Origin of the sequence: Anaerococcus sp. Marseille-P9784 (genome assembly GCF_902500265.1) — a bacterium.
Lineage (GTDB): Bacteria > Bacillota > Clostridia > Tissierellales > Peptoniphilaceae > Anaerococcus.
Genome location: NZ_CABVOZ010000001.1, coordinates 258,646 through 275,459 on the forward strand (window position 1 = coordinate 258,646; position 16,814 = coordinate 275,459).

Below are 16,814 nucleotides of genomic sequence, written 5' to 3' on the forward strand. Positions count from 1 at the left end.
TGTTCACATTGATTTTATTCATTAAAATTTTTCTTATATAATTTCTTCAAATACAAAATACTTATTAATTTGGATATCATAAATAATTAATAATGTATTTAATCCCTTTTTTATTAATAATGATTTTAAATTATGTTTTAAATTTAATTTTCTTATTCTTTTATCGGTAATCGACTTATAGGTATTTGTTATTACATCCAGGCATTCTGATGGTTGGAAAACATTGTATTTTTTTGTATCTAATATAGTATCAGCTACAAATTTATTCTTACAAGTAATTACCATGGCTCTGTGTCCATCTCCATGAAAACTTGGTTCAGAGCTTTGAATTTGCTCCAATTTTGTTTCCTTTGGTAAATCTACTTGCCATCGAATTTCAAGTGCTCTTAATTCACTAAACAAAAAGTTTATTTTGTTGGCTAAGATTAGGATAATAAATACAAAAACTAGCAATAAGCATATTTTAGAAATTGATTTTTTCAATGAATACTCCCATTTGCAAAGTTCATTAGACTTTTCTTATGCTAAAAAACTACTTTATATTTGCTTCCTTATATTCCATATCCAAATCTTCTGATACTGGTTCAAAGCTTATATAACCATCGTAGGTATTGATTGCTGATATAATTTCTGGGAATTTTTCGCAAGCTTGTTTTAGTCCCATATCTCCAATTGCTCTTGCGTATTTGGTTGTAGCATTGCTTAGGGCGTAGGTACTTGTTGTTGCTACTGCTCCTGGGATGTTTGCTACTGCATAATGGATTACATCGTGAGCAACAAAAGTTGGATCGCTGTGAGTTGTTGGATGATCTTTAGTTAGATCTGTTGATCCACCTTGGTCTATTGCAACATCGACTATTACTGAACCTTTTTTCATTTTTTTGACGTAATCTTCTTTTATTAATTGTGGAGTTCTACGTCCTGGGATTAATACTGTTGATATTACTAAATCAGCATGTTCTACTGCTTCTTCTATGTTTAGTGGATTTGAGTAAAGTGTTTCTACTTTGTCTGGGAATATGTTTGTTATAGCTGTAAGTGCGTCTATGTTTACATCAAGAACTGTTACTCTTGCTCCCATACCTATTGCTATTCTTGTTGCAGCCGTTCCTACTGTTCCTGCTCCTACTATTACAACATTTGCAGGTCTAACTCCAGGTACTCCTTGAAGTAAGATTCCTCTTCCACCTTCTGGAATTGTTAAAAATCTTGCTCCTTCTTGAACTGCCATACGTCCTGCAATTTCACTCATAGGGCGTAATAATGGCAATTTGTTGTCTAGTTGCAAAGTTTCATAAGCAACGCTTATTACTTTTCTTTTTACTAATTCTTCTGCTAAAGCTTTGTTGCCAGCTAAATGAAAATATGTATAAACTATAAGACCTTCTCTAAGATATTGATATTCTTCTTCTAGTGGCTCTTTTACCTTGTAGATAAATTCTGATTTTTCCCAAACTTCCTTGGCAGAATCTAAAACTTTTGCTCCAGCATCGATATATTCTTGATCTGTTATTCCAGAACCTAAACCTGCACCTTTTTCTATATAAATAGTATTATGTTTTGCCAATTCTTTTACAGAACCAGGCACAACAGCAACTCTGTACTCGTTATCTTTTATTTCTTTTGGTATTCCAATTATCATGTTTTTCTCCTTATAAATATAATCTTTTTTGTATTATATTCCAAAGTTTAAAAATTTTCCAGAAGGGTTATAATATATTATATGATCAAACTTATAAGTATTGATGTGGATGGTACTTTGGTAACTCCACTTAAAAGATTAACAAAAGAAAATATTAGAGCAATCGATGCTGCTCGTGACTTGGGAGTCCACATTGCAATTGCTTCAGGCAGACCTTATTCTGGTGTAAAATCATTAGTAAAAAAATTGGGCCTTGTTGAAGAAGGAAATTTTTCAGTTTGTCAAAATGGATCTTATGTTTTTGATAATAAAACTCACGAAGTTATAGCTGGAACTTATCAAAATCCAAAAGATTTAAAGATTGTAGATGATTTGGTCAAAGATTTTGATGTGCAAATTTCTGCTATGAATCACGATAGTTTTTATACCAGACACAAAAGAGCAAACATCTACACAAAAGTCGATGCAATAATAGCTCAACTAGCTCTAGAAGTTAAATCTTATGATGATTTTCCAGAAGATAAAACTTTTGGTAGAATTTTAATTATGGGCAGTAAATCTGCCATTGATAAATTAAATGCCAATATGCCAGAAAAATTATTGACAGATTATTATTCTGTTCGCACTGCCCCATGGTTAATTGAGGTGATGAATCCTAAGACCAACAAGGGTTTTGCAGTTAGTGCCATGGCAAAAAAATTAAATATTTCTCAAGATGAAATAATGAGTATAGGTAATGAAAAAAATGATATTCCCATGCTAGAGCAAGCAGGCTTTGCCGTTGCTATGGAGAATTCTGTTGATGAACTAAAAAAACATGCGGATTTTATTACAAAATCAAATTTGAGATCTGGCGTAGGATATGCCATCAATAGGCTCATTGACAATAATTTGGAGAAATTTCAATAAAAATACTTTAATAATTTAAAAAATCGTCCACAAATCAAAGGATTTTCCGAGAATTTTTCTCTTTGATTATTATGGACGATTTTTATTTGCATAAAAATTTTTTATTTGGTAATTTTCCCTTTTTCTTTGTTTTTTTCGTAAGAATTAAGCTCTTCTAATTTTGAAATTTCGTAAAGAACTTTTTTCTTTTCGCCTTCAAGTCTTCTAATTATTATTTCTAAAGATCTCTTTGCTTTTCTTAGGTCAAATTCTTTCAATCTCATATTTGTCCTAATTGCTATATCGCTAAATTTGTCATTTGCTTGAGAAAATTCGCTCATTTTGCTTGGCAAAATCAATTTGTCTGCCAAAAATTCGTCAAACAATAATAAGTCACTATGAAAATCCAACAAGGCTTGTTGGCAACGATCAATATTAGAATTTACTAAATTAACCTTGTTTGATCTAATTAAATTTCCAAAAAAATTGCCTCTTAGCATTGAATTTGTAGTGAAATTATATTTTTTTCCTATTTTTTTCTCTGAAACTTCAAGATCTCTAAAAACATTTTTTGCCTTTAAAATTAGAGATTCTATTTCCTTAAGTCTTAATTTGTAATTGTTTTTATCGTCTAAATTTGCCATAGTCCATCTCCTAAATCTAACTTTACATTTGTATATATACCCAAATTTTAGTTTGTTTATAAATTAATTGTAAAGTATAGTCTTTCTAGTACGAGGAGGAATTATGGCAAAAGTTTTACTTTATAATATTAAAGATGATTATGATATAAATAAATTTGAAAAAATTGCATATGATAGAGATATTGAGATAATTAGGGTTGGAAAATCCGATATTGACCAGCTTGTAGGCTTTCTTCTTGCAATGGAAAATTTCGAAAAAAAAGATAATTGTCTTGCTTTTGATGAAAATTTGGATTTTCCTTTTATTTTGTTTGCAGACTTTGATAAAAACGGACTTTTTGATCTCTTAGATACTATGCGTGAAAATAATCTTGCTATCCAACATAAGGCAAGCGAAACTGCCAACAATGTGCATTGGACTTTAAGAGAGCTTCTTATAGAAAATGATAAGGAAGGCAAGATGATGGGACTTATCAATAACATCAACAAGCTTTTGGAAAGAGCAAAAAGTCTAAAAGAAATTCACGGAGAAGATCCTAAGCTTAAAAATTTGGTTAATGAGATAAATGCTTATTTTAACGACCAATCCTTATTTGACTTTGAAGTGGCAAAAAAGTATTATTTGAAATTACTCGATGAGATTTTAAGAATAGAAGAAGAAACAAAGTAAGAGCTAGATATTCTAGCTTTTTTTAATAAAAAATTTTTATAAAATAATTTTTATAATGGCAAAATTAGAGAGAAAAAATCCACAATTTTCTAGACAAGTTTATAACAATGCTTTATAATTTATTCTATACTAGGAGAAATTTATGAATAAAAAATACAAAAAATCAATAGGTCTGGAAAATTTTATCTTTGTTATTTTATTTTTCGGATTTTTTATACCAATTGGAAAAGTCATGGGCTTTGCCAATATGCTACAAACTTTGATGAATAGTTCTTATGATTTGTTAATAAATACTTGTTTATATATAATGGCAATTTCTGTATTAACTGGATCTTTAGCTGCAATTTTTTCTGAATTTGGCTTTATAGCTCTAATTGACTTGATTTTGTCAAAAATTATGAAACCACTTTACAATTTGCCAGGAGCTGCCTCTCTTGGAATTTTAAATTGCTATTTATCTGATAATCCTTCAATCTTAACCCTTGCTCATGAGGATAATTTTAAAGTATTATTTAAAAAATACCAGTTACCTTCACTTACAAATCTTGGTACATCTTTTGGCATGGGATTAATTGTAACTACAACTTTAGGAGCTTTACCTATTGAAAATTCAGGCAAGGCAGCTCTTATTGGCAATTTAGGAGCTTGCGTTGGATCTATTTTTAGCGTAAGGATTATGCAAACTTTTACCAAAAAATACTACGGAACTTCTGAAATGGTAATGATTGATTCAATAAAAGATTTACCAAAAGATTGTAGAATAATTAGAAATGGTTCTATCGGAGAAAGATTTATTGAAGCCCTACTTGATGGTGGAAAATCTGGTCTAAATATGGGAGCATCTATTATCCCGGGTGTAATAGGAATTTGTACGGTGATAATGCTCATAACAAATACTCCCGGTCCAAAGGGTCTTTATACTGGGGCTTATAATGAAGGCGTGCCTATTTTGCCATGGATTGGAGACAAATTATCCTTTATCCTCAAACCTCTATTTGGTTTTACCAATAACGAATCCATCGCAGTTCCAATAACTGCCCTAGGATCTGCTGGCGCTGCTATGGGACTTGTTAGAAATCTTGCAACAAATAATCTTTTAACTGCAAATGATTTGGCAGTTTTTACATCAATTTGTATGTGCTGGTCAGGATATTTGTCAACTCATGTGGCAATGATGGATGCCATTGGAGCAAAAGAACTAACCGCCCAAGCAATATTCTCCCACACAATAGGAGGACTAATTGCAGGAATCTCAGCTCACATATTTTTTATGATTTTGATATAAATATTAAATTTTATATTTACTTTGAAAATATTTGGTGCTATAATCTATTTAGAAAGACAAATATTTTTTATTGTATAATCATTTGATTAGAATATTTTTCAATTAATGAGAACGAGGAATTTATGAAAAAGGATACAGGTTATAAAATCTTATGTTTGACTTTATTGACTTACGCTATTATTTTTATGGCTGAAAGTATAAATTTCCCTGAAAGTAGTATTTTCACAGGCAATTTGACAGCTAGTATAATAGTTTCAGTCCCTTTAATTGTCCACATCCTATGTTTAGTAACTTTATGCTTGAGCATTTGGATGATAATTGATGGCGATTAGATAATTCAAGTATACGAATTAATATTAAAAGAAGAAAAAATGAAAAAAATATTAAATAAGATTATTGCCTTAACTACAATAATCATTATCAGCCTATCTAATACTTAATATGCTGCTGGTAATAATAACAACAATTCAGAAACAATAAATGCAGTAACAGATGGTTATATTTATTGGAAAGTAGAATCTAAATCAAATGTAGGAATTGTTTATGGCTCTTATAAGTATGGTCCTTCTGGACGAGGTCCTTGTAAACTTAGCATGGGTTCAAGTAGAACAGATACATATACTAACACAATATCTGGAGAATACTCAAGTATAGCAAATATAAGTATATCTTTAGGTATTACAATTGGAGTTTCTCAGACGAGAAATGTCAGTTATGAAATAAGTGTTCCAAAGGGAAAAGTATATAGACTCAAATATAGACCATTTTACAAAAAATACAAGGTTGTTGAGAGAGCTTATACCATGTTGGATGGAAAAACGATAAAAACTAACGCTACTAAAACTTCCTACGTTAAAGTTTTCCAAAATTGGGATTATAACTACGACGTTGTAAAATAGGCAAAATTAAATCTCTAAAATATTTGATAGTAATTAATGAAAATATACTAATCTAAAATATAAAATGATTTATAAATGATATAATTTTCTTCTTACTCTAAGCCCTAGATTTCTAAAAAGAATCTAGGGTTTTTTAAAATTTTCTATCCCACAAGCAAGCTTGGCTAATTTATCGGCTTGGTCGTTGTATTTATCGTTGGAATGGCCTTTGACTTTTATGAAATTTATTTTAATTTTTCCTCTTGCTTGGTCTATAAATTTTTTGTAAGATTTGGTAAGGTCGTTGTTTGTTTTCCACGATCCATCTGCCCAGCTTGCTATGCCTTGGTAGTCGTGGTAGATAATGATTTGCTCTTTTTTATCCTCAATTGCCTTTGAAATTGCAAGCTCACTTGCCTTTACTTCTCCAGCCACATTTCTATGAATGCTAAAGGAGTCATCAAAAACTTTGTTTAGTTCAATCTCCTTACCTTCTACAAGGTATACAACTCCGGCTCCATAAACTTTGCTCTTTGGATTGTAAGATCCGTCAACATAGGCTACGGCAGAATTTTCGCTTATTTCTAATTCTTTTTCTAAATCATCCATGAAATTTTTTGCTTCATCTAAAGTCTTAAATGATTTGTAAATTGCACCACTATATCCTTTTACTTCTTTTAAACACAAATCCCAGGACTCGTAGATCCCAGGATTTCTGCCTTTTTTTACTGCATAATATTTCATAGGCTAGCTTTATTTGCCCAATAGGTTACTTGACCAGGGCCGACTGTAAATACGCCGTTGCCCTCATCATCTATTATTACATCTTCGTTCTTGCCAGAAAGATCGACATAAGTTGCACCTTTTTCGCTTTCTCCAACGTGCATTTGCTTTTCTGCCATGTCTTTGATGGAAATTAAAACTGCCAAAGGCTTATGGTCCTCATCGCCTCGTCTTACCCAACCAATTACTGCTGGATCGTCAAAGTAATTGTCTTCTTCTCCGTAATTATATTTTTTTCTAACTTTCATCATATTATTTAGTAGATCATATTTTGGCTCGGTTTTTACTTCGCCAATTAGTCCGTAGTAATCTCCAGCAAAAATACATGGATAACCATCTTTTCTAAATAAAATCATAGCGTAGGCGATTTCTTTAAACCAGTCTTCAACCCAAGAATCAAGCGATTGACCTGGTTGGCTGTCGTGATTGTCGACAAAAGTTACAGCACAGGCAGGAAAATCAGCAACAATTGTGTTGTCGAAAATTTTTCTCATATCGTAATTGCCCATGGATTTGCTGGCTTCTTGCATGTGAAAATGTAAAGGCACGTCAAATAAATCTACATTGTAATCGGTAGTTTCAAGATATTTGCCTATTTCTTCTTTGTCATATTGCCAAAATTCTCCAAACAAATAGAAATTTTCTCTACCATTTTCCTTGATTATATGATTTGATAGGTCAGAAATAAAATTTGCTGAAATGTGTTTTAGGGCATCGTAGCGAAAACCATCGACATTAGTTTCATCTATAAACCAATCTACCCATTTGAAAATTTCTTCTCTTACTTCTGGATGTTCGTGGTCTATATCGCAATTCATTAAATAGTCAAAATTTCCCTTTTCATTTGAAACATCTTCATCCCAATATTTGCCATCGCCAAGTATCCTAAATATTGCAGAAGTGTCAGTTTTTACATCATAATCCACTCCTGTGAAATGGTAATAATGCCAAATCATATCGGAATATTTTTTATTTCTTCCCTTAAAATCAAAACCCGTCCAAGCTTCTATATCCATTGGCTCAGAAACATCTTTTTCTCTGTTATTTTGATCAACCATGATAGCTTTAAATTCTTCTTTGAAATCGGCGTTGCCCTTGTGGTTTAGAACAACATCTGCATAGCATTTTATTCCTGCTTCTTGTAGGACTTTTAAAGCTTTTAATAGTTCTTCTTTTGTTCCATATTTAGTTCTTATAGTGCCTTTTTGATCAAATTCTCCCAGATCCCATAGGTCGTAGATTCCATAACCTACGTCCATATCGGATCCGCCCTTGGTCATAGGTGGTAACCAAAGACCATCAATTCCATTTTCTTTTAGTTTTTTGGCATCTTTTGCTAATTTGTTATAAAAATTACCAGAGCCATCTGTGTCCCACTCAAAGGACTGCATCATTATTTCATTTGCCATATTTTCCTACTTACATATTTCTATAGATTTGCTAGCGCCAATTCTATTTGCGCCAGCTTCAACCATTTCCATGGCTTCCTTTTTGTTGTGGATACCTCCACTTGCCTTAACGCCGATATTTTCACCAACAGTTTTTCTCATCAATGAAATATCACTTGCTTTTGCTCCTCCCGTTGAAAATCCAGTTGAAGTTTTTACAAAATCTGCACCAGCTTTGACTGCAAGCTCGCAAGCCTTGATTTTTTCTTCATCTGTCAAAAGACAAGTTTCAATTATTACTTTTAAAACATTCTCCCCACAAGCTTCCTTACAAGCTTTTATATCGTTAAGAACATAATCGTAATCTTTTTCTTTTAGGCGACCTATTTCTATTACCATATCAATTTCGCTTGCTCCATCTTCTATGGCTGTTTTTGCCTCGAAGGCTTTGGCTTTGGTTGACACAGCTCCAAGTGGGAAGCCTACAACGGCTGCAATTTTAATATTTTTGTTATAATCTTTTATAAATTTTACAAAAGACGAATTTACACAAACGCTGTAAAAATCATTGGCTATAGCCTCATCTACAAGATTTTTTATATCCTCTTTTGTAGCTTCTGGCTTTAGATTTGTGTGATCTATTAATTTATTTAATTTCATTTTTACTCCTTGTCATAGCTAATAATTGCTAAGGTTATATCATCTTTTTGTTCGCCGTAGGAGAATTCTTTTATTTCTCCATAAATTTTGTCCAAATCTTTATGCTTACAAAATGAATTTTTTAGTCTTTCAAGACCAAATTCTTTTTTTTCTACATTTTCAGTTTCAACAGCTCCATCAGTAAAAAACAAAATTTTAGCATCCTTAGTTAATGGTATGCTTATCTCGTTATATTTGTCTGGTTCTATAATATTTGAAATCATCCTACCATTGGCATGAAGATATTGAAATTTGCCAAATTTATCAACCATCATTGGTGGACAATTGTGACCTGCATTGGAAAATGTAAGATAATGATTTTTTAGATCAAAAATGCCCAACCAAGCAGTAAAATATTGAGATGTGTATATATCTAAATCGGTAAATTTTTTTCTAAGTTTTAGTAGGGCTTCAGATGGAGAATAATTAGGATTTTTTTCAAAAATTGAACTTACGGAAACTTTTACAAACATAGTAAGTATTGAAGCTTTTACCCCATGACCCATAACATCTGCTATATAAAAAGCATATTTATCATCGTCAATTTTTATAATATCGTAAAGATCTCCAGATACATTTGTAGTCGGTAGATATATGCTTTTTAGATTGAGATTTGCGTATTTTTTATCTTTTGGTAAGATTGAGGATTGAATTTTCCTTACAAATCTAACATCGTCAAGCATACTTCTATTGGCTTCGAAAAGTTCAATTTTCATACTAGTTTCGCTAGTAATATCCCTAAAAACTTCAACCGTCCCCTCATATTTATCTTGGTAAAATATAGGAGAAGCTTTGATAGAATAATATCTATTATCAATCAGCTTCTCTTCTATAACAGTTGTATTTCTTATGGATTCATTTTCTCTAGCTAAATTCAAAGGAATATTTTCCTTTAAATAAATTTGTAAATTTGTAGATTTCTCTATGGATTTTTCTAAAGAATCGTTTTTAAAAATTGTATTGCCAAATGGATCAATTATTCTAACCCAATCTTCCATAGAATTAAGCACTGCAAAATTAGTACTATTAAGATTTTCTATCAGTGCTTTATCCATAATATTTACCCCATATTTCTATATATTCTTGCTAATACTATATCATTTTATTTTATTTATTGCAAATACTTTAATAGGTGTAAAACATTGTAATATCAACGTTTTTTATTTAACTATGAAAATAATAAATCTTATTAATAAAAATTTACAATCAAAAAAGCACCTTTGATTTTCAAAGATGCCATATCAGATATTATTAAAATTTTTATAGCTTATTATACTAGCTCTATAATTGCCATTTCTGAACCATCGCCTCTTCTTGGCCCTAACTTAAGTACTCTGGTGTATCCACCATTTCTTGTTTCGTATTCAGGTGCTATTTCTTCAAATAGTTTTTTTAGTGTAGATGGTTTGTAAATATAGGCTGCTGCTTGTCTTCTTGTATGAAGTGTGTTAGCTTTACCAAGAGTAATCATTTTTTCAGCTACTTTTTGTGTCTCTTTAGCACGAGTAAAAGTAGTTTGTATTCTACCATTATCGAATAAAGATGTCACTTGGTTGCGAATTAATGCTTGTCTATGGTCAGTTCTTCTGCCAAGTTTTCTTTTATTAGCCATTCTTACCTCCTATTCATCTCTTAGTTTTAGTCCCATTTCATGGACTTTATCTTTTACTTCTTCTAATGATTTTTTGCCAAAGTTTTTGATAGTTTTTAGTTCAGCTTCTGATTTGTCAACTATATCGCTAACTGTGTCAAATCCTGCTCTTTTTAGACAGTTAAATGAACGTAGAGATAAGTCCAACTCTTCTATAGTTTTGTTCAATGCTGAATCATTTACTTGCTCAATAACTTCTTCTTCGATTTCTTCAACTGTTTCTTCTTCTTCCTCAAATGAAACATTTGGTAAATCTCTGAAATAATTGAAGTCATCTATTAATATCTCAGCTCCTTGGCTAAGAGCTTCTTGAGGAGTTATTGTTCCATTAGTCCAAACTTCTATTATAAGTTTGTCATAATCAGTAATCTCCCCTACTCTAGTATTTTCAACTAAGTAGTTTACTTTTTCTACTGGAGTAAATGATGAATCTATTGCGATTGTTCCTATAGGATCAGATTCAGATTTGTTAAATTCTGCTACTCTATATCCCTTACCATTTGTAACTTCCATAGAAATAAATAACTTAGCTTTATCATTTACTGTTGCAATGTAATGCTCTGGATTTGCAATTTCAATTGATGAATCTTTGCTAATATCTTTTGCAGTTACAATCTTAGGTCCTTCGATTTCTAAAAACAAAGTAACATCTTCATCACTATGGTTTTTTATATCTAGGCCTTTTAGATTTAGTATGATTTCAGGAACGTCTTCTACTACTCCATCAATAACTGAAAATTCATGAAGTACGCCTTCTATTAGAATTTTAGAGACGCTAGAACCAGGTAAAGATGATAATAAAACCCTTCTCATGCTGTTTCCGATGGTTGTACCATAGCCTCGCTCAAGTGGATATAAGGCAAATTTACCATAATTGTCTTTTTCGTCTATATCCAATATTTCTATTTTAGTATCTAATTTTCCGATCATGGTAACTCCTAAAGTCTCAACTTTAATTATTATTATTTAGAGTAGAACTCTACGATCATACGTTCTTCTACTGGAATATCTATTTCTTCTCTTGTAGGATATCTATTGATTGTAACTTTTAAGTTTTCTAAATCAGAACTCATCCAATCAACAACTCCAAATGTAGCGTTTACTTCTCTGATTGTTTTAAATAAGCTTTTGCTTCTTGATTTTTCGCGAACTTCGATTACATCTCCTTCTTTTACTAAGTATGAAGGAATGTCCACTCTTTTGCCATTTACTAGTAAATGACCATGTGTTACTATTTGTCTTGCTTCACGACGTGTTCTTGCAAGGCCTGATCTATATGCTATATTATCAAGTCTTCTTTCACAAAGGATTATAAGTTGTTCACCTGTTTGTCCTTTGATCTTTGTAGCTTTTTCATAGTATCCTCTAAATTGCTTTTCAGATACTCCATAGATAAATTTAGCTTTTTGTTTTTCTCTTTGTTGCATACCATAGTCACTCATTTTGCCACGTCTTTGTGGTAATGTTCTTTTGCTTTCACCTGTATATCCTAGGTATGCTGGAGAAATTCCTAAAGCTCTTGCTCTTTTATATACTGGATCTTTTGATACTGCCATGATTTCTCCTTACTACACTCTTCTTCTTTTTGGTGGTCTACATCCATTGTGTGGAATTGGTGTTACATCTTTGATCATTGTAACTTCAAGTCCTGCTGCTTGTAAGCTTCTGATTGCAGACTCACGTCCTGAACCTGGTCCTTTTACATATACTTCTACTGTTTTAAGTCCAAAGTCCATTGCTTTTTTTGCAGCTACTTCTGCAGCTTCTTGTGCAGCAAATGGTGTAGATTTTCTACTTCCTCTGAATCCTAATTGTCCAGCAGATGCCCAAGATAAGGCATTACCTTGCATATCTGTAAGGGTAACCATTGTATTGTTGAATGTTGAGTTAATGTGAGCTTGGCCACGTTCAACATTTTTCTTAACTCTTCTTTTTCTAGAAGTTTTGCTTTTTTGAGCCATTTATTCTCCTTAACCCTTTCTTCCTTTTCTTGTTCTAGCGTTGTTTTTTGTATTTTGTCCTCTTACTGGAAGACCTGCTTTGTGTCTTAGACCTCTGTAGCAGTTGATTTCGCGAAGTGCTCTAATATTCATAGAAGTTTCACGACGTAAATCACCTTCTATGGTGTATTTGTTTAGTTGTTCACGAATTTTTCCTAATTCTTCTTCAGTAAGGTCTTTCATTTTTGTGTCAGGGTTGATTCCTGTGTTTTTAAGTATTTCGTTTGCAGTTGCACGACCTATACCGTAAATATAGGTAAGGCCAATTTCTGCTCTTTTTTCTCTAGGTAAATCTATACCAGCTATTCTTGGCATTTAACCCTCCTAACCTTGTCTTTGTTTGTGTTTTGGATTGCTGCAAATTACCATGACTTTGCCATTTCTTTTGATAATTTTGCATTTGTCACACATTTTTTTTACTGATGCTCTAACTTTCATTTATTTCTCCTTGATTTTCTAGTTGACTTACTCAATTATTGAATTTCTTTTTGAAGTTTTTTTCTCTACTTATAAGCGTTTCTTCCTCTCGCTAGCCACTTCGTGCCTAGCTCGCTTAGTTCTCTGGATTCGCTTGTTGCTTTCGCAACTTCGCTCATCTCAAAGATGAAAAATTCTTCTTTTTGAAGTTTTTTCTCTTCTTATAAGCGTTTCTTCCTCTCGCTTGGCACTTTTGTGCCTAGCTCGCTTAGTTCTCTGGATTCGCTTGTTGCTTTCGCAACTTCGCTCATCTCAGAGATGAAAAACACTTCGTGTTTTTCACCCAAGATGCTGGGACTACTTCCTTCTCCAAGTTATTCTTCCTTGTGTTAGGTCATATGGAGATAGTTCTACTGTTACGGTATCTCCTTCTAAAATTCTTATACTATTCATACGAAGTTTGCCTGAGATATGGGCTTGTATTTCGTGACCGTTGTCTAGCTCTACTTTAAATATTGCATTTGGTAGAGCTTCTTTTACAACTCCTGTGACTTCTATAGCATCTTTTTTTGACATATATTAAACCTCCTTTGGTTCTGAAACATGTCTTATAAAATTTACTTTTGCCTTATTTTATTAATAAGACATATTTTAGAAACTACTTAGAGATTCATTTCTGTGTTCGTTTTCTTTCATAAATTAGTTTAGTTCCTCTAATTTATTTTCAAATTCTTTATAAACTTCATCTGGTTTTTTGGTGCCGTCAATACTCTTTAATATACCTTTTTTGCTGTAATAATCAATGAGTACAGATGTTTGATTGTTATATACTTCAATTCTATTTTTTACGGTTTCTATGCTGTCATCTACTCTTTGGATAAGCTTACTTCCACATTTATCACAAATTCCTTCTTTTTTTGGAGGATTGTTTTCTAGGTGGTAGGTTGCTCCACATTCTGGACAAGTTCTTCTTCCTGTTAGTCTTTGGATTAGAATATCATCACTTACGTCAAAGTAAATTACCATGTCTATTTTTTGATTTCTTTCTTTCATTCCATTATCTAAGGCTTCTCCTTGGCTTAATGTTCTTGGAAATCCATCAAATAGGATGATTTTATCGTCATTTGCTTTTGTTTTAAGTGAATCGAATTTATCCCACAACAAGTCAATTGTTACTTGATCTGGAACTAATTCACCTTTGTCCATGTATTCTTTTGCTTTTAATCCTAGTGGAGTTTTATTAGATAGGTTGTATCTAAATAAATCTCCTGTTGATATTTGAACTGCATTTTTGTTTTCTAAAATTTTGTTTGAAAGTGTGCCCTTGCCAGCTCCTGGAGGGCCTAACAATATAATATTCATCTCTTACCTATTTAAAAACCCTTTGTATTGCTTCATTGTCATCATTGCTTCTATTTGTTTTACGGTTTCAATTATTACTCCTACTACGATGATTACTGATGAACCACCAAATGATATTGTTAATCCCAAAAGCTTTGAAGATATTGCTGGAATTATTGTTAGTAGGGCAAGTGCAATTGATCCTATAAATGTTATTCTTGTAGCAACTTTTGCTAAATAATCACTGGTTGGTTTTCCAGGTCTTATTCCAGGAATAAATCCACCATTTTGTTGTAGTTGCTTAGCGTATTCTACAGTATTAAATTGTATTTGATTATAAAAATAAGCAAATATTAAAATTAAGGCTGATTGAATTATCAAGTAAACAACAAATCCAATTGTAGTGTTTTGGAAAAAGTTTGTTATTCCAGATTGTCCACCTTTGCCAAAAAATAGTGATACTGTTGATGGTATAGCTAATACTGCTGATGCAAAGATTATTGGCATTACTCCACCCATATTTACTTTTACTGGTATATGAGTTGATTGACCACCATACATTTTACGTCCAACTATTCTTTTTGCATATTGAATAGGGATTCTTCTCTCTCCTTCAGATATTAATACGACTGCGATTACTATTAGTACTACTAATATTGCCATTATTATTATCGGAAGATAATTTACTAGTCCATAGTGAAGTTGTGATTTCCAACGACCTAATGTTTTTGGGAAGGATGCTATGATACCCATAAAGATTATTAAACTTGTACCATTTCCAAGTCCTTTTTCTGTTATGGTTTCACCCATCCATGTTACAAACATTGTTCCGCCGATTAGAACTACATTCATTACTAATTTTTGGAATGTCGTTGCGCTTGATAAAGCAGCTCCATATAAACCATTTGTAACTGCTATAGATTGAAATATTGCTAAAAATATTGTTACATATCTAGTATATTTTTGAATTTGTTTTCGTCCTTGTTCACCTTCACGAGTTAATTCTTCAAGTCGTGGAATTACTACAGTTAGTAGTTGCATTACGATTGAAGCTGTGATGTAAGGTTGTACTCCTAGGGCGAAAACTGAAAGTGTTGATAGGCCTCCACCTGTTAGCATATTAAGATAATCTACTAATGTGCCTTGGACATTTGAATAAGCATTTTTGAGTGCTTCTGGATCTATAAAAGGTATTGGAATATTATTTCCTAATCTATAGATTAGCAACATTAGTAGAGTAAAATAGAATTTTTTTCTAATTTCTACTTCTTTTGATGCCTTTTTTATTGTTTCTAGCATTGCTTACCTCTTAGATTATTCAGTAATTTCTTTACTTTTTGATGGTTTTACCCATTTTTTTACTTCAATTTCCTCGTATGATCCGCCTGCTTTTTCAATTTTTTCTTTTGCACTTTGTGTGAATTTGTGAGCTTTTACATTTAGTTTTACATTAAGCTCTCCATCGCCTAGGATTTTAACTCCATCTTTAGCTTTGTTTTTCTTTAGAAGTTTGTTTTCAAATAATAGTTCAGGTGTTATTTCTGTTCCATCTTCAAAAACGTTTAGTGTTTCTACATTTATTGTTTCATAGATTTTTTTGTTGAAATTCTTGAAACCTCTTTTTGGTAGAAGTCTATATAGTGGCATTTGACCACCTTCAAATCCTGGTCTTACTCCGCCACCACTTCTTGATTTTTGTCCGTCTTGTCCACGACCAGCACGTGTACCGTTGCCAGATCCTGGACCTCTACCTTTTCTTTTTTTCTTTTGTAATTTTTCATTAGGTTGTAATTCATGTAATTTCATCTTACACTCCTAGTTTATTTCTTTTACTTCAAGCATAAATGGAATTTTGTTTATCATTCCTCTTATTGCTGGATTATCGTCTTTTACAACGCTTTGGCCGATCTTTCTAAGACCTAAAGCTTTTGCTGTTGCAATTTGATCATCTTTTCTACCGATAAAAGATCTTTTAAGTTTGATTTCTAATTGTGCCATAGTTTTCTCCTTAATAATCGAATTCTTCTACCGATTTTCCACGAAGTTTAGCAACATCTTCAACTGTTTTCATGTTTGAGAATGCTTCAACACAGGCATTTATGATATTTCTAGGGTTGTTCGAACCTAGATTTTTTGCACGAATATCTTTATAACCTGCTAATTCGCAAATAGCACGAACTGGACCGCCTGCTATAACTCCAGTACCTTCGCTTGCTGGCATTAATAGTACATGACCACTACCTTTGTGACCTTCGATTCTGTGAGGAATTGTTGTGCCTACTAAAGGTACTCTAATCATATGTTTTTTTGCATCTTCTCCAGCTTTTCTTATTGCTTCTGGTACTTCTGTAGCTTTTCCAGTTCCGATTCCAACTACTCCATTGGAATTTCCAACTACTACTAGTGCTGCAAATCTCATGTTACGTCCACCTTTTACGGTTTTTGCAACTCTATTGATTGCTACTACTCTATCTTCGAGGTTTAGCTTTTCTACTTCACTTCTTAATAAATAATTCATCTAATACCTC

Annotated in this window: 24 protein-coding genes; 4 read left to right on the plus strand and 20 right to left on the minus strand. The window is 32.3% G+C overall.

Translation table 11 applies throughout. From position 1 onward, the window contains the following. Window positions 1-33: 33 nt before the first annotated feature. Both GAN53_RS01145 and ald read right to left on the minus strand, forming a co-directional pair. Complete coding sequence (locus GAN53_RS01145; protein WP_151409213.1) at window positions 34-483, minus strand: hypothetical protein; 450 nt, start codon at window positions 481-483, stop codon at window positions 34-36. A gap of 49 nt (window positions 484-532) precedes the next feature. Further along, the gene (gene ald, locus GAN53_RS01150) at window positions 533-1,642 is read right to left on the minus strand and encodes an alanine dehydrogenase (protein ID WP_151409214.1); all 1,110 of its coding nucleotides are present in this window, start codon (window positions 1,640-1,642) and stop codon (window positions 533-535) included. 81 nt (window positions 1,643-1,723) lie between these two features. Here ald and GAN53_RS01155 point away from each other — a divergent pair, with 81 nt between their 5' ends. Further along, on the plus strand, window positions 1,724-2,551 hold the full coding sequence (locus GAN53_RS01155; protein ID WP_151409215.1) for a Cof-type HAD-IIB family hydrolase: 828 nt from the start codon (window positions 1,724-1,726) through the stop codon (window positions 2,549-2,551). Window positions 2,552-2,652: 101 nt separating this feature from the next. Here GAN53_RS01155 and GAN53_RS01160 read toward each other — a convergent pair whose 3' ends face one another. Then, window positions 2,653-3,174 (minus strand): hypothetical protein, encoded by a 522-nt coding sequence (locus GAN53_RS01160; RefSeq protein WP_151409216.1) that lies wholly within the window; start codon window positions 3,172-3,174, stop codon window positions 2,653-2,655. Between the two features lie 103 nt (window positions 3,175-3,277). Between GAN53_RS01160 and GAN53_RS01165 the strand changes: the two genes are divergently transcribed. The 3 genes from GAN53_RS01165 (at window position 3,278) to GAN53_RS01175 (ending at window position 6,028) form a co-directional block, all read left to right on the plus strand. Then, a complete protein-coding gene (locus GAN53_RS01165; protein ID WP_151409217.1) occupies window positions 3,278-3,844 on the plus strand; it encodes a DUF3783 domain-containing protein in 567 nt (188 codons plus the stop codon). A gap of 142 nt (window positions 3,845-3,986) precedes the next feature. Further along, window positions 3,987-5,129: a hypothetical protein gene (locus tag GAN53_RS01170; protein WP_151409218.1), complete on the plus strand. Its 1,143-nt coding sequence runs from the start codon at window positions 3,987-3,989 to the stop codon at window positions 5,127-5,129. A gap of 593 nt (window positions 5,130-5,722) precedes the next feature. Beyond that, window positions 5,723-6,028: a hypothetical protein gene (locus GAN53_RS01175; RefSeq protein ID WP_151409219.1), complete on the plus strand. Its 306-nt coding sequence runs from the start codon at window positions 5,723-5,725 to the stop codon at window positions 6,026-6,028. 123 nt (window positions 6,029-6,151) lie between these two features. Here GAN53_RS01175 and GAN53_RS01180 read toward each other — a convergent pair whose 3' ends face one another. From GAN53_RS01180 to rpsE, 17 genes are all read right to left on the minus strand, one after another. Then, complete coding sequence (locus GAN53_RS01180; protein WP_151409220.1) at window positions 6,152-6,751, minus strand: viroplasmin family protein; 600 nt, start codon at window positions 6,749-6,751, stop codon at window positions 6,152-6,154. Continuing rightward, window positions 6,748-8,199, minus strand: a complete 1,452-nt coding sequence (locus tag GAN53_RS01185; protein WP_151409221.1) for an alpha-amylase — start codon at window positions 8,197-8,199, stop codon at window positions 6,748-6,750. Before GAN53_RS01185 ends, GAN53_RS01180 begins: the two co-directional genes overlap by 4 nt. A gap of 6 nt (window positions 8,200-8,205) precedes the next feature. Continuing rightward, a complete protein-coding gene (gene deoC / locus GAN53_RS01190; protein ID WP_151409222.1) occupies window positions 8,206-8,838 on the minus strand; it encodes a deoxyribose-phosphate aldolase in 633 nt (210 codons plus the stop codon). A gap of 2 nt (window positions 8,839-8,840) precedes the next feature. Further along, window positions 8,841-9,932 (minus strand): SpoIIE family protein phosphatase, encoded by a 1,092-nt coding sequence (locus GAN53_RS01195; RefSeq protein ID WP_151409223.1) that lies wholly within the window; start codon window positions 9,930-9,932, stop codon window positions 8,841-8,843. 215 nt (window positions 9,933-10,147) lie between these two features. After that, window positions 10,148-10,489 (minus strand): 50S ribosomal protein L17, encoded by a 342-nt coding sequence (gene rplQ, locus GAN53_RS01200; RefSeq protein ID WP_151409224.1) that lies wholly within the window; start codon window positions 10,487-10,489, stop codon window positions 10,148-10,150. Window positions 10,490-10,498: 9 nt separating this feature from the next. Beyond that, window positions 10,499-11,458 (minus strand): DNA-directed RNA polymerase subunit alpha, encoded by a 960-nt coding sequence (locus GAN53_RS01205; protein WP_151409225.1) that lies wholly within the window; start codon window positions 11,456-11,458, stop codon window positions 10,499-10,501. 32 nt (window positions 11,459-11,490) lie between these two features. Continuing rightward, complete coding sequence (gene rpsD, locus GAN53_RS01210) at window positions 11,491-12,084, minus strand: 30S ribosomal protein S4 (protein ID WP_151409226.1); 594 nt, start codon at window positions 12,082-12,084, stop codon at window positions 11,491-11,493. Between the two features lie 12 nt (window positions 12,085-12,096). Continuing rightward, complete coding sequence (rpsK, locus tag GAN53_RS01215) at window positions 12,097-12,489, minus strand: 30S ribosomal protein S11 (protein WP_099321622.1); 393 nt, start codon at window positions 12,487-12,489, stop codon at window positions 12,097-12,099. Between the two features lie 9 nt (window positions 12,490-12,498). Continuing rightward, window positions 12,499-12,843 (minus strand): 30S ribosomal protein S13, encoded by a 345-nt coding sequence (gene rpsM, locus GAN53_RS01220; protein ID WP_099321621.1) that lies wholly within the window; start codon window positions 12,841-12,843, stop codon window positions 12,499-12,501. 9 nt (window positions 12,844-12,852) lie between these two features. Next, window positions 12,853-12,966 carry a 50S ribosomal protein L36 gene (rpmJ, locus tag GAN53_RS01225; RefSeq protein WP_099321620.1) on the minus strand — a complete coding sequence of 38 codons (114 nt, stop codon included), beginning with the start codon at window positions 12,964-12,966 and terminating at the stop codon, window positions 12,853-12,855. 200 nt (window positions 12,967-13,166) lie between these two features. Continuing rightward, the gene (locus GAN53_RS09895) at window positions 13,167-13,292 is read right to left on the minus strand and encodes a hypothetical protein (protein WP_263969940.1); all 126 of its coding nucleotides are present in this window, start codon (window positions 13,290-13,292) and stop codon (window positions 13,167-13,169) included. 10 nt (window positions 13,293-13,302) lie between these two features. Next, window positions 13,303-13,521: a translation initiation factor IF-1 gene (gene infA / locus GAN53_RS01230; protein WP_151409227.1), complete on the minus strand. Its 219-nt coding sequence runs from the start codon at window positions 13,519-13,521 to the stop codon at window positions 13,303-13,305. Between the two features lie 123 nt (window positions 13,522-13,644). Further along, window positions 13,645-14,307: an adenylate kinase gene (locus tag GAN53_RS01235; RefSeq protein ID WP_151409228.1), complete on the minus strand. Its 663-nt coding sequence runs from the start codon at window positions 14,305-14,307 to the stop codon at window positions 13,645-13,647. A 3-nt stretch (window positions 14,308-14,310) separates the two neighbouring features. Further along, window positions 14,311-15,585 (minus strand): preprotein translocase subunit SecY, encoded by a 1,275-nt coding sequence (gene secY, locus GAN53_RS01240; protein WP_151409229.1) that lies wholly within the window; start codon window positions 15,583-15,585, stop codon window positions 14,311-14,313. Window positions 15,586-15,600: 15 nt separating this feature from the next. Beyond that, window positions 15,601-16,092 (minus strand): 50S ribosomal protein L15, encoded by a 492-nt coding sequence (gene rplO, locus GAN53_RS01245; RefSeq protein WP_151409230.1) that lies wholly within the window; start codon window positions 16,090-16,092, stop codon window positions 15,601-15,603. Between the two features lie 9 nt (window positions 16,093-16,101). Then, a complete protein-coding gene (gene rpmD, locus GAN53_RS01250) occupies window positions 16,102-16,284 on the minus strand; it encodes a 50S ribosomal protein L30 (RefSeq protein ID WP_099321615.1) in 183 nt (60 codons plus the stop codon). Window positions 16,285-16,294: 10 nt separating this feature from the next. Next, the gene (rpsE, locus tag GAN53_RS01255; RefSeq protein WP_151409231.1) at window positions 16,295-16,804 is read right to left on the minus strand and encodes a 30S ribosomal protein S5; all 510 of its coding nucleotides are present in this window, start codon (window positions 16,802-16,804) and stop codon (window positions 16,295-16,297) included. Window positions 16,805-16,814: the final 10 nt, after the last annotated feature.

Coding starts and splice junctions, on each gene's coding strand:
- ald (WP_151409214.1), bottom strand. CDS start 1,642: ATGATAATTGGAATACCAAAAGAAATAAAAGATAACGAGTACAGAGTT.
- GAN53_RS01155 (WP_151409215.1), top strand. CDS start 1,724: ATGATCAAACTTATAAGTATTGATGTGGATGGTACTTTGGTAACTCCA.
- GAN53_RS01160 (WP_151409216.1), bottom strand. CDS start 3,174: ATGGCAAATTTAGACGATAAAAACAATTACAAATTAAGACTTAAGGAA.
- GAN53_RS01165 (WP_151409217.1), top strand. CDS start 3,278: ATGGCAAAAGTTTTACTTTATAATATTAAAGATGATTATGATATAAAT.
- GAN53_RS01170 (WP_151409218.1), top strand. CDS start 3,987: ATGAATAAAAAATACAAAAAATCAATAGGTCTGGAAAATTTTATCTTT.
- GAN53_RS01175 (WP_151409219.1), top strand. CDS start 5,723: ATGGGTTCAAGTAGAACAGATACATATACTAACACAATATCTGGAGAA.
- GAN53_RS01180 (WP_151409220.1), bottom strand. CDS start 6,751: ATGAAATATTATGCAGTAAAAAAAGGCAGAAATCCTGGGATCTACGAG.
- GAN53_RS01185 (WP_151409221.1), bottom strand. CDS start 8,199: ATGGCAAATGAAATAATGATGCAGTCCTTTGAGTGGGACACAGATGGC.
- deoC (WP_151409222.1), bottom strand. CDS start 8,838: ATGAAATTAAATAAATTAATAGATCACACAAATCTAAAGCCAGAAGCT.
- GAN53_RS01195 (WP_151409223.1), bottom strand. CDS start 9,932: ATGGATAAAGCACTGATAGAAAATCTTAATAGTACTAATTTTGCAGTG.
- rplQ (WP_151409224.1), bottom strand. CDS start 10,489: ATGGCTAATAAAAGAAAACTTGGCAGAAGAACTGACCATAGACAAGCA.
- GAN53_RS01205 (WP_151409225.1), bottom strand. CDS start 11,458: ATGATCGGAAAATTAGATACTAAAATAGAAATATTGGATATAGACGAA.
- rpsD (WP_151409226.1), bottom strand. CDS start 12,084: ATGGCAGTATCAAAAGATCCAGTATATAAAAGAGCAAGAGCTTTAGGA.
- rpsK (WP_099321622.1), bottom strand. CDS start 12,489: ATGGCTCAAAAAAGCAAAACTTCTAGAAAAAGAAGAGTTAAGAAAAAT.
- rpsM (WP_099321621.1), bottom strand. CDS start 12,843: ATGCCAAGAATAGCTGGTATAGATTTACCTAGAGAAAAAAGAGCAGAA.
- rpmJ (WP_099321620.1), bottom strand. CDS start 12,966: ATGAAAGTTAGAGCATCAGTAAAAAAAATGTGTGACAAATGCAAAATT.
- infA (WP_151409227.1), bottom strand. CDS start 13,521: ATGTCAAAAAAAGATGCTATAGAAGTCACAGGAGTTGTAAAAGAAGCT.
- GAN53_RS01235 (WP_151409228.1), bottom strand. CDS start 14,307: ATGAATATTATATTGTTAGGCCCTCCAGGAGCTGGCAAGGGCACACTT.
- secY (WP_151409229.1), bottom strand. CDS start 15,585: ATGCTAGAAACAATAAAAAAGGCATCAAAAGAAGTAGAAATTAGAAAA.
- rplO (WP_151409230.1), bottom strand. CDS start 16,092: ATGAAATTACATGAATTACAACCTAATGAAAAATTACAAAAGAAAAAA.
- rpmD (WP_099321615.1), bottom strand. CDS start 16,284: ATGGCACAATTAGAAATCAAACTTAAAAGATCTTTTATCGGTAGAAAA.
- rpsE (WP_151409231.1), bottom strand. CDS start 16,804: ATGAATTATTTATTAAGAAGTGAAGTAGAAAAGCTAAACCTCGAAGAT.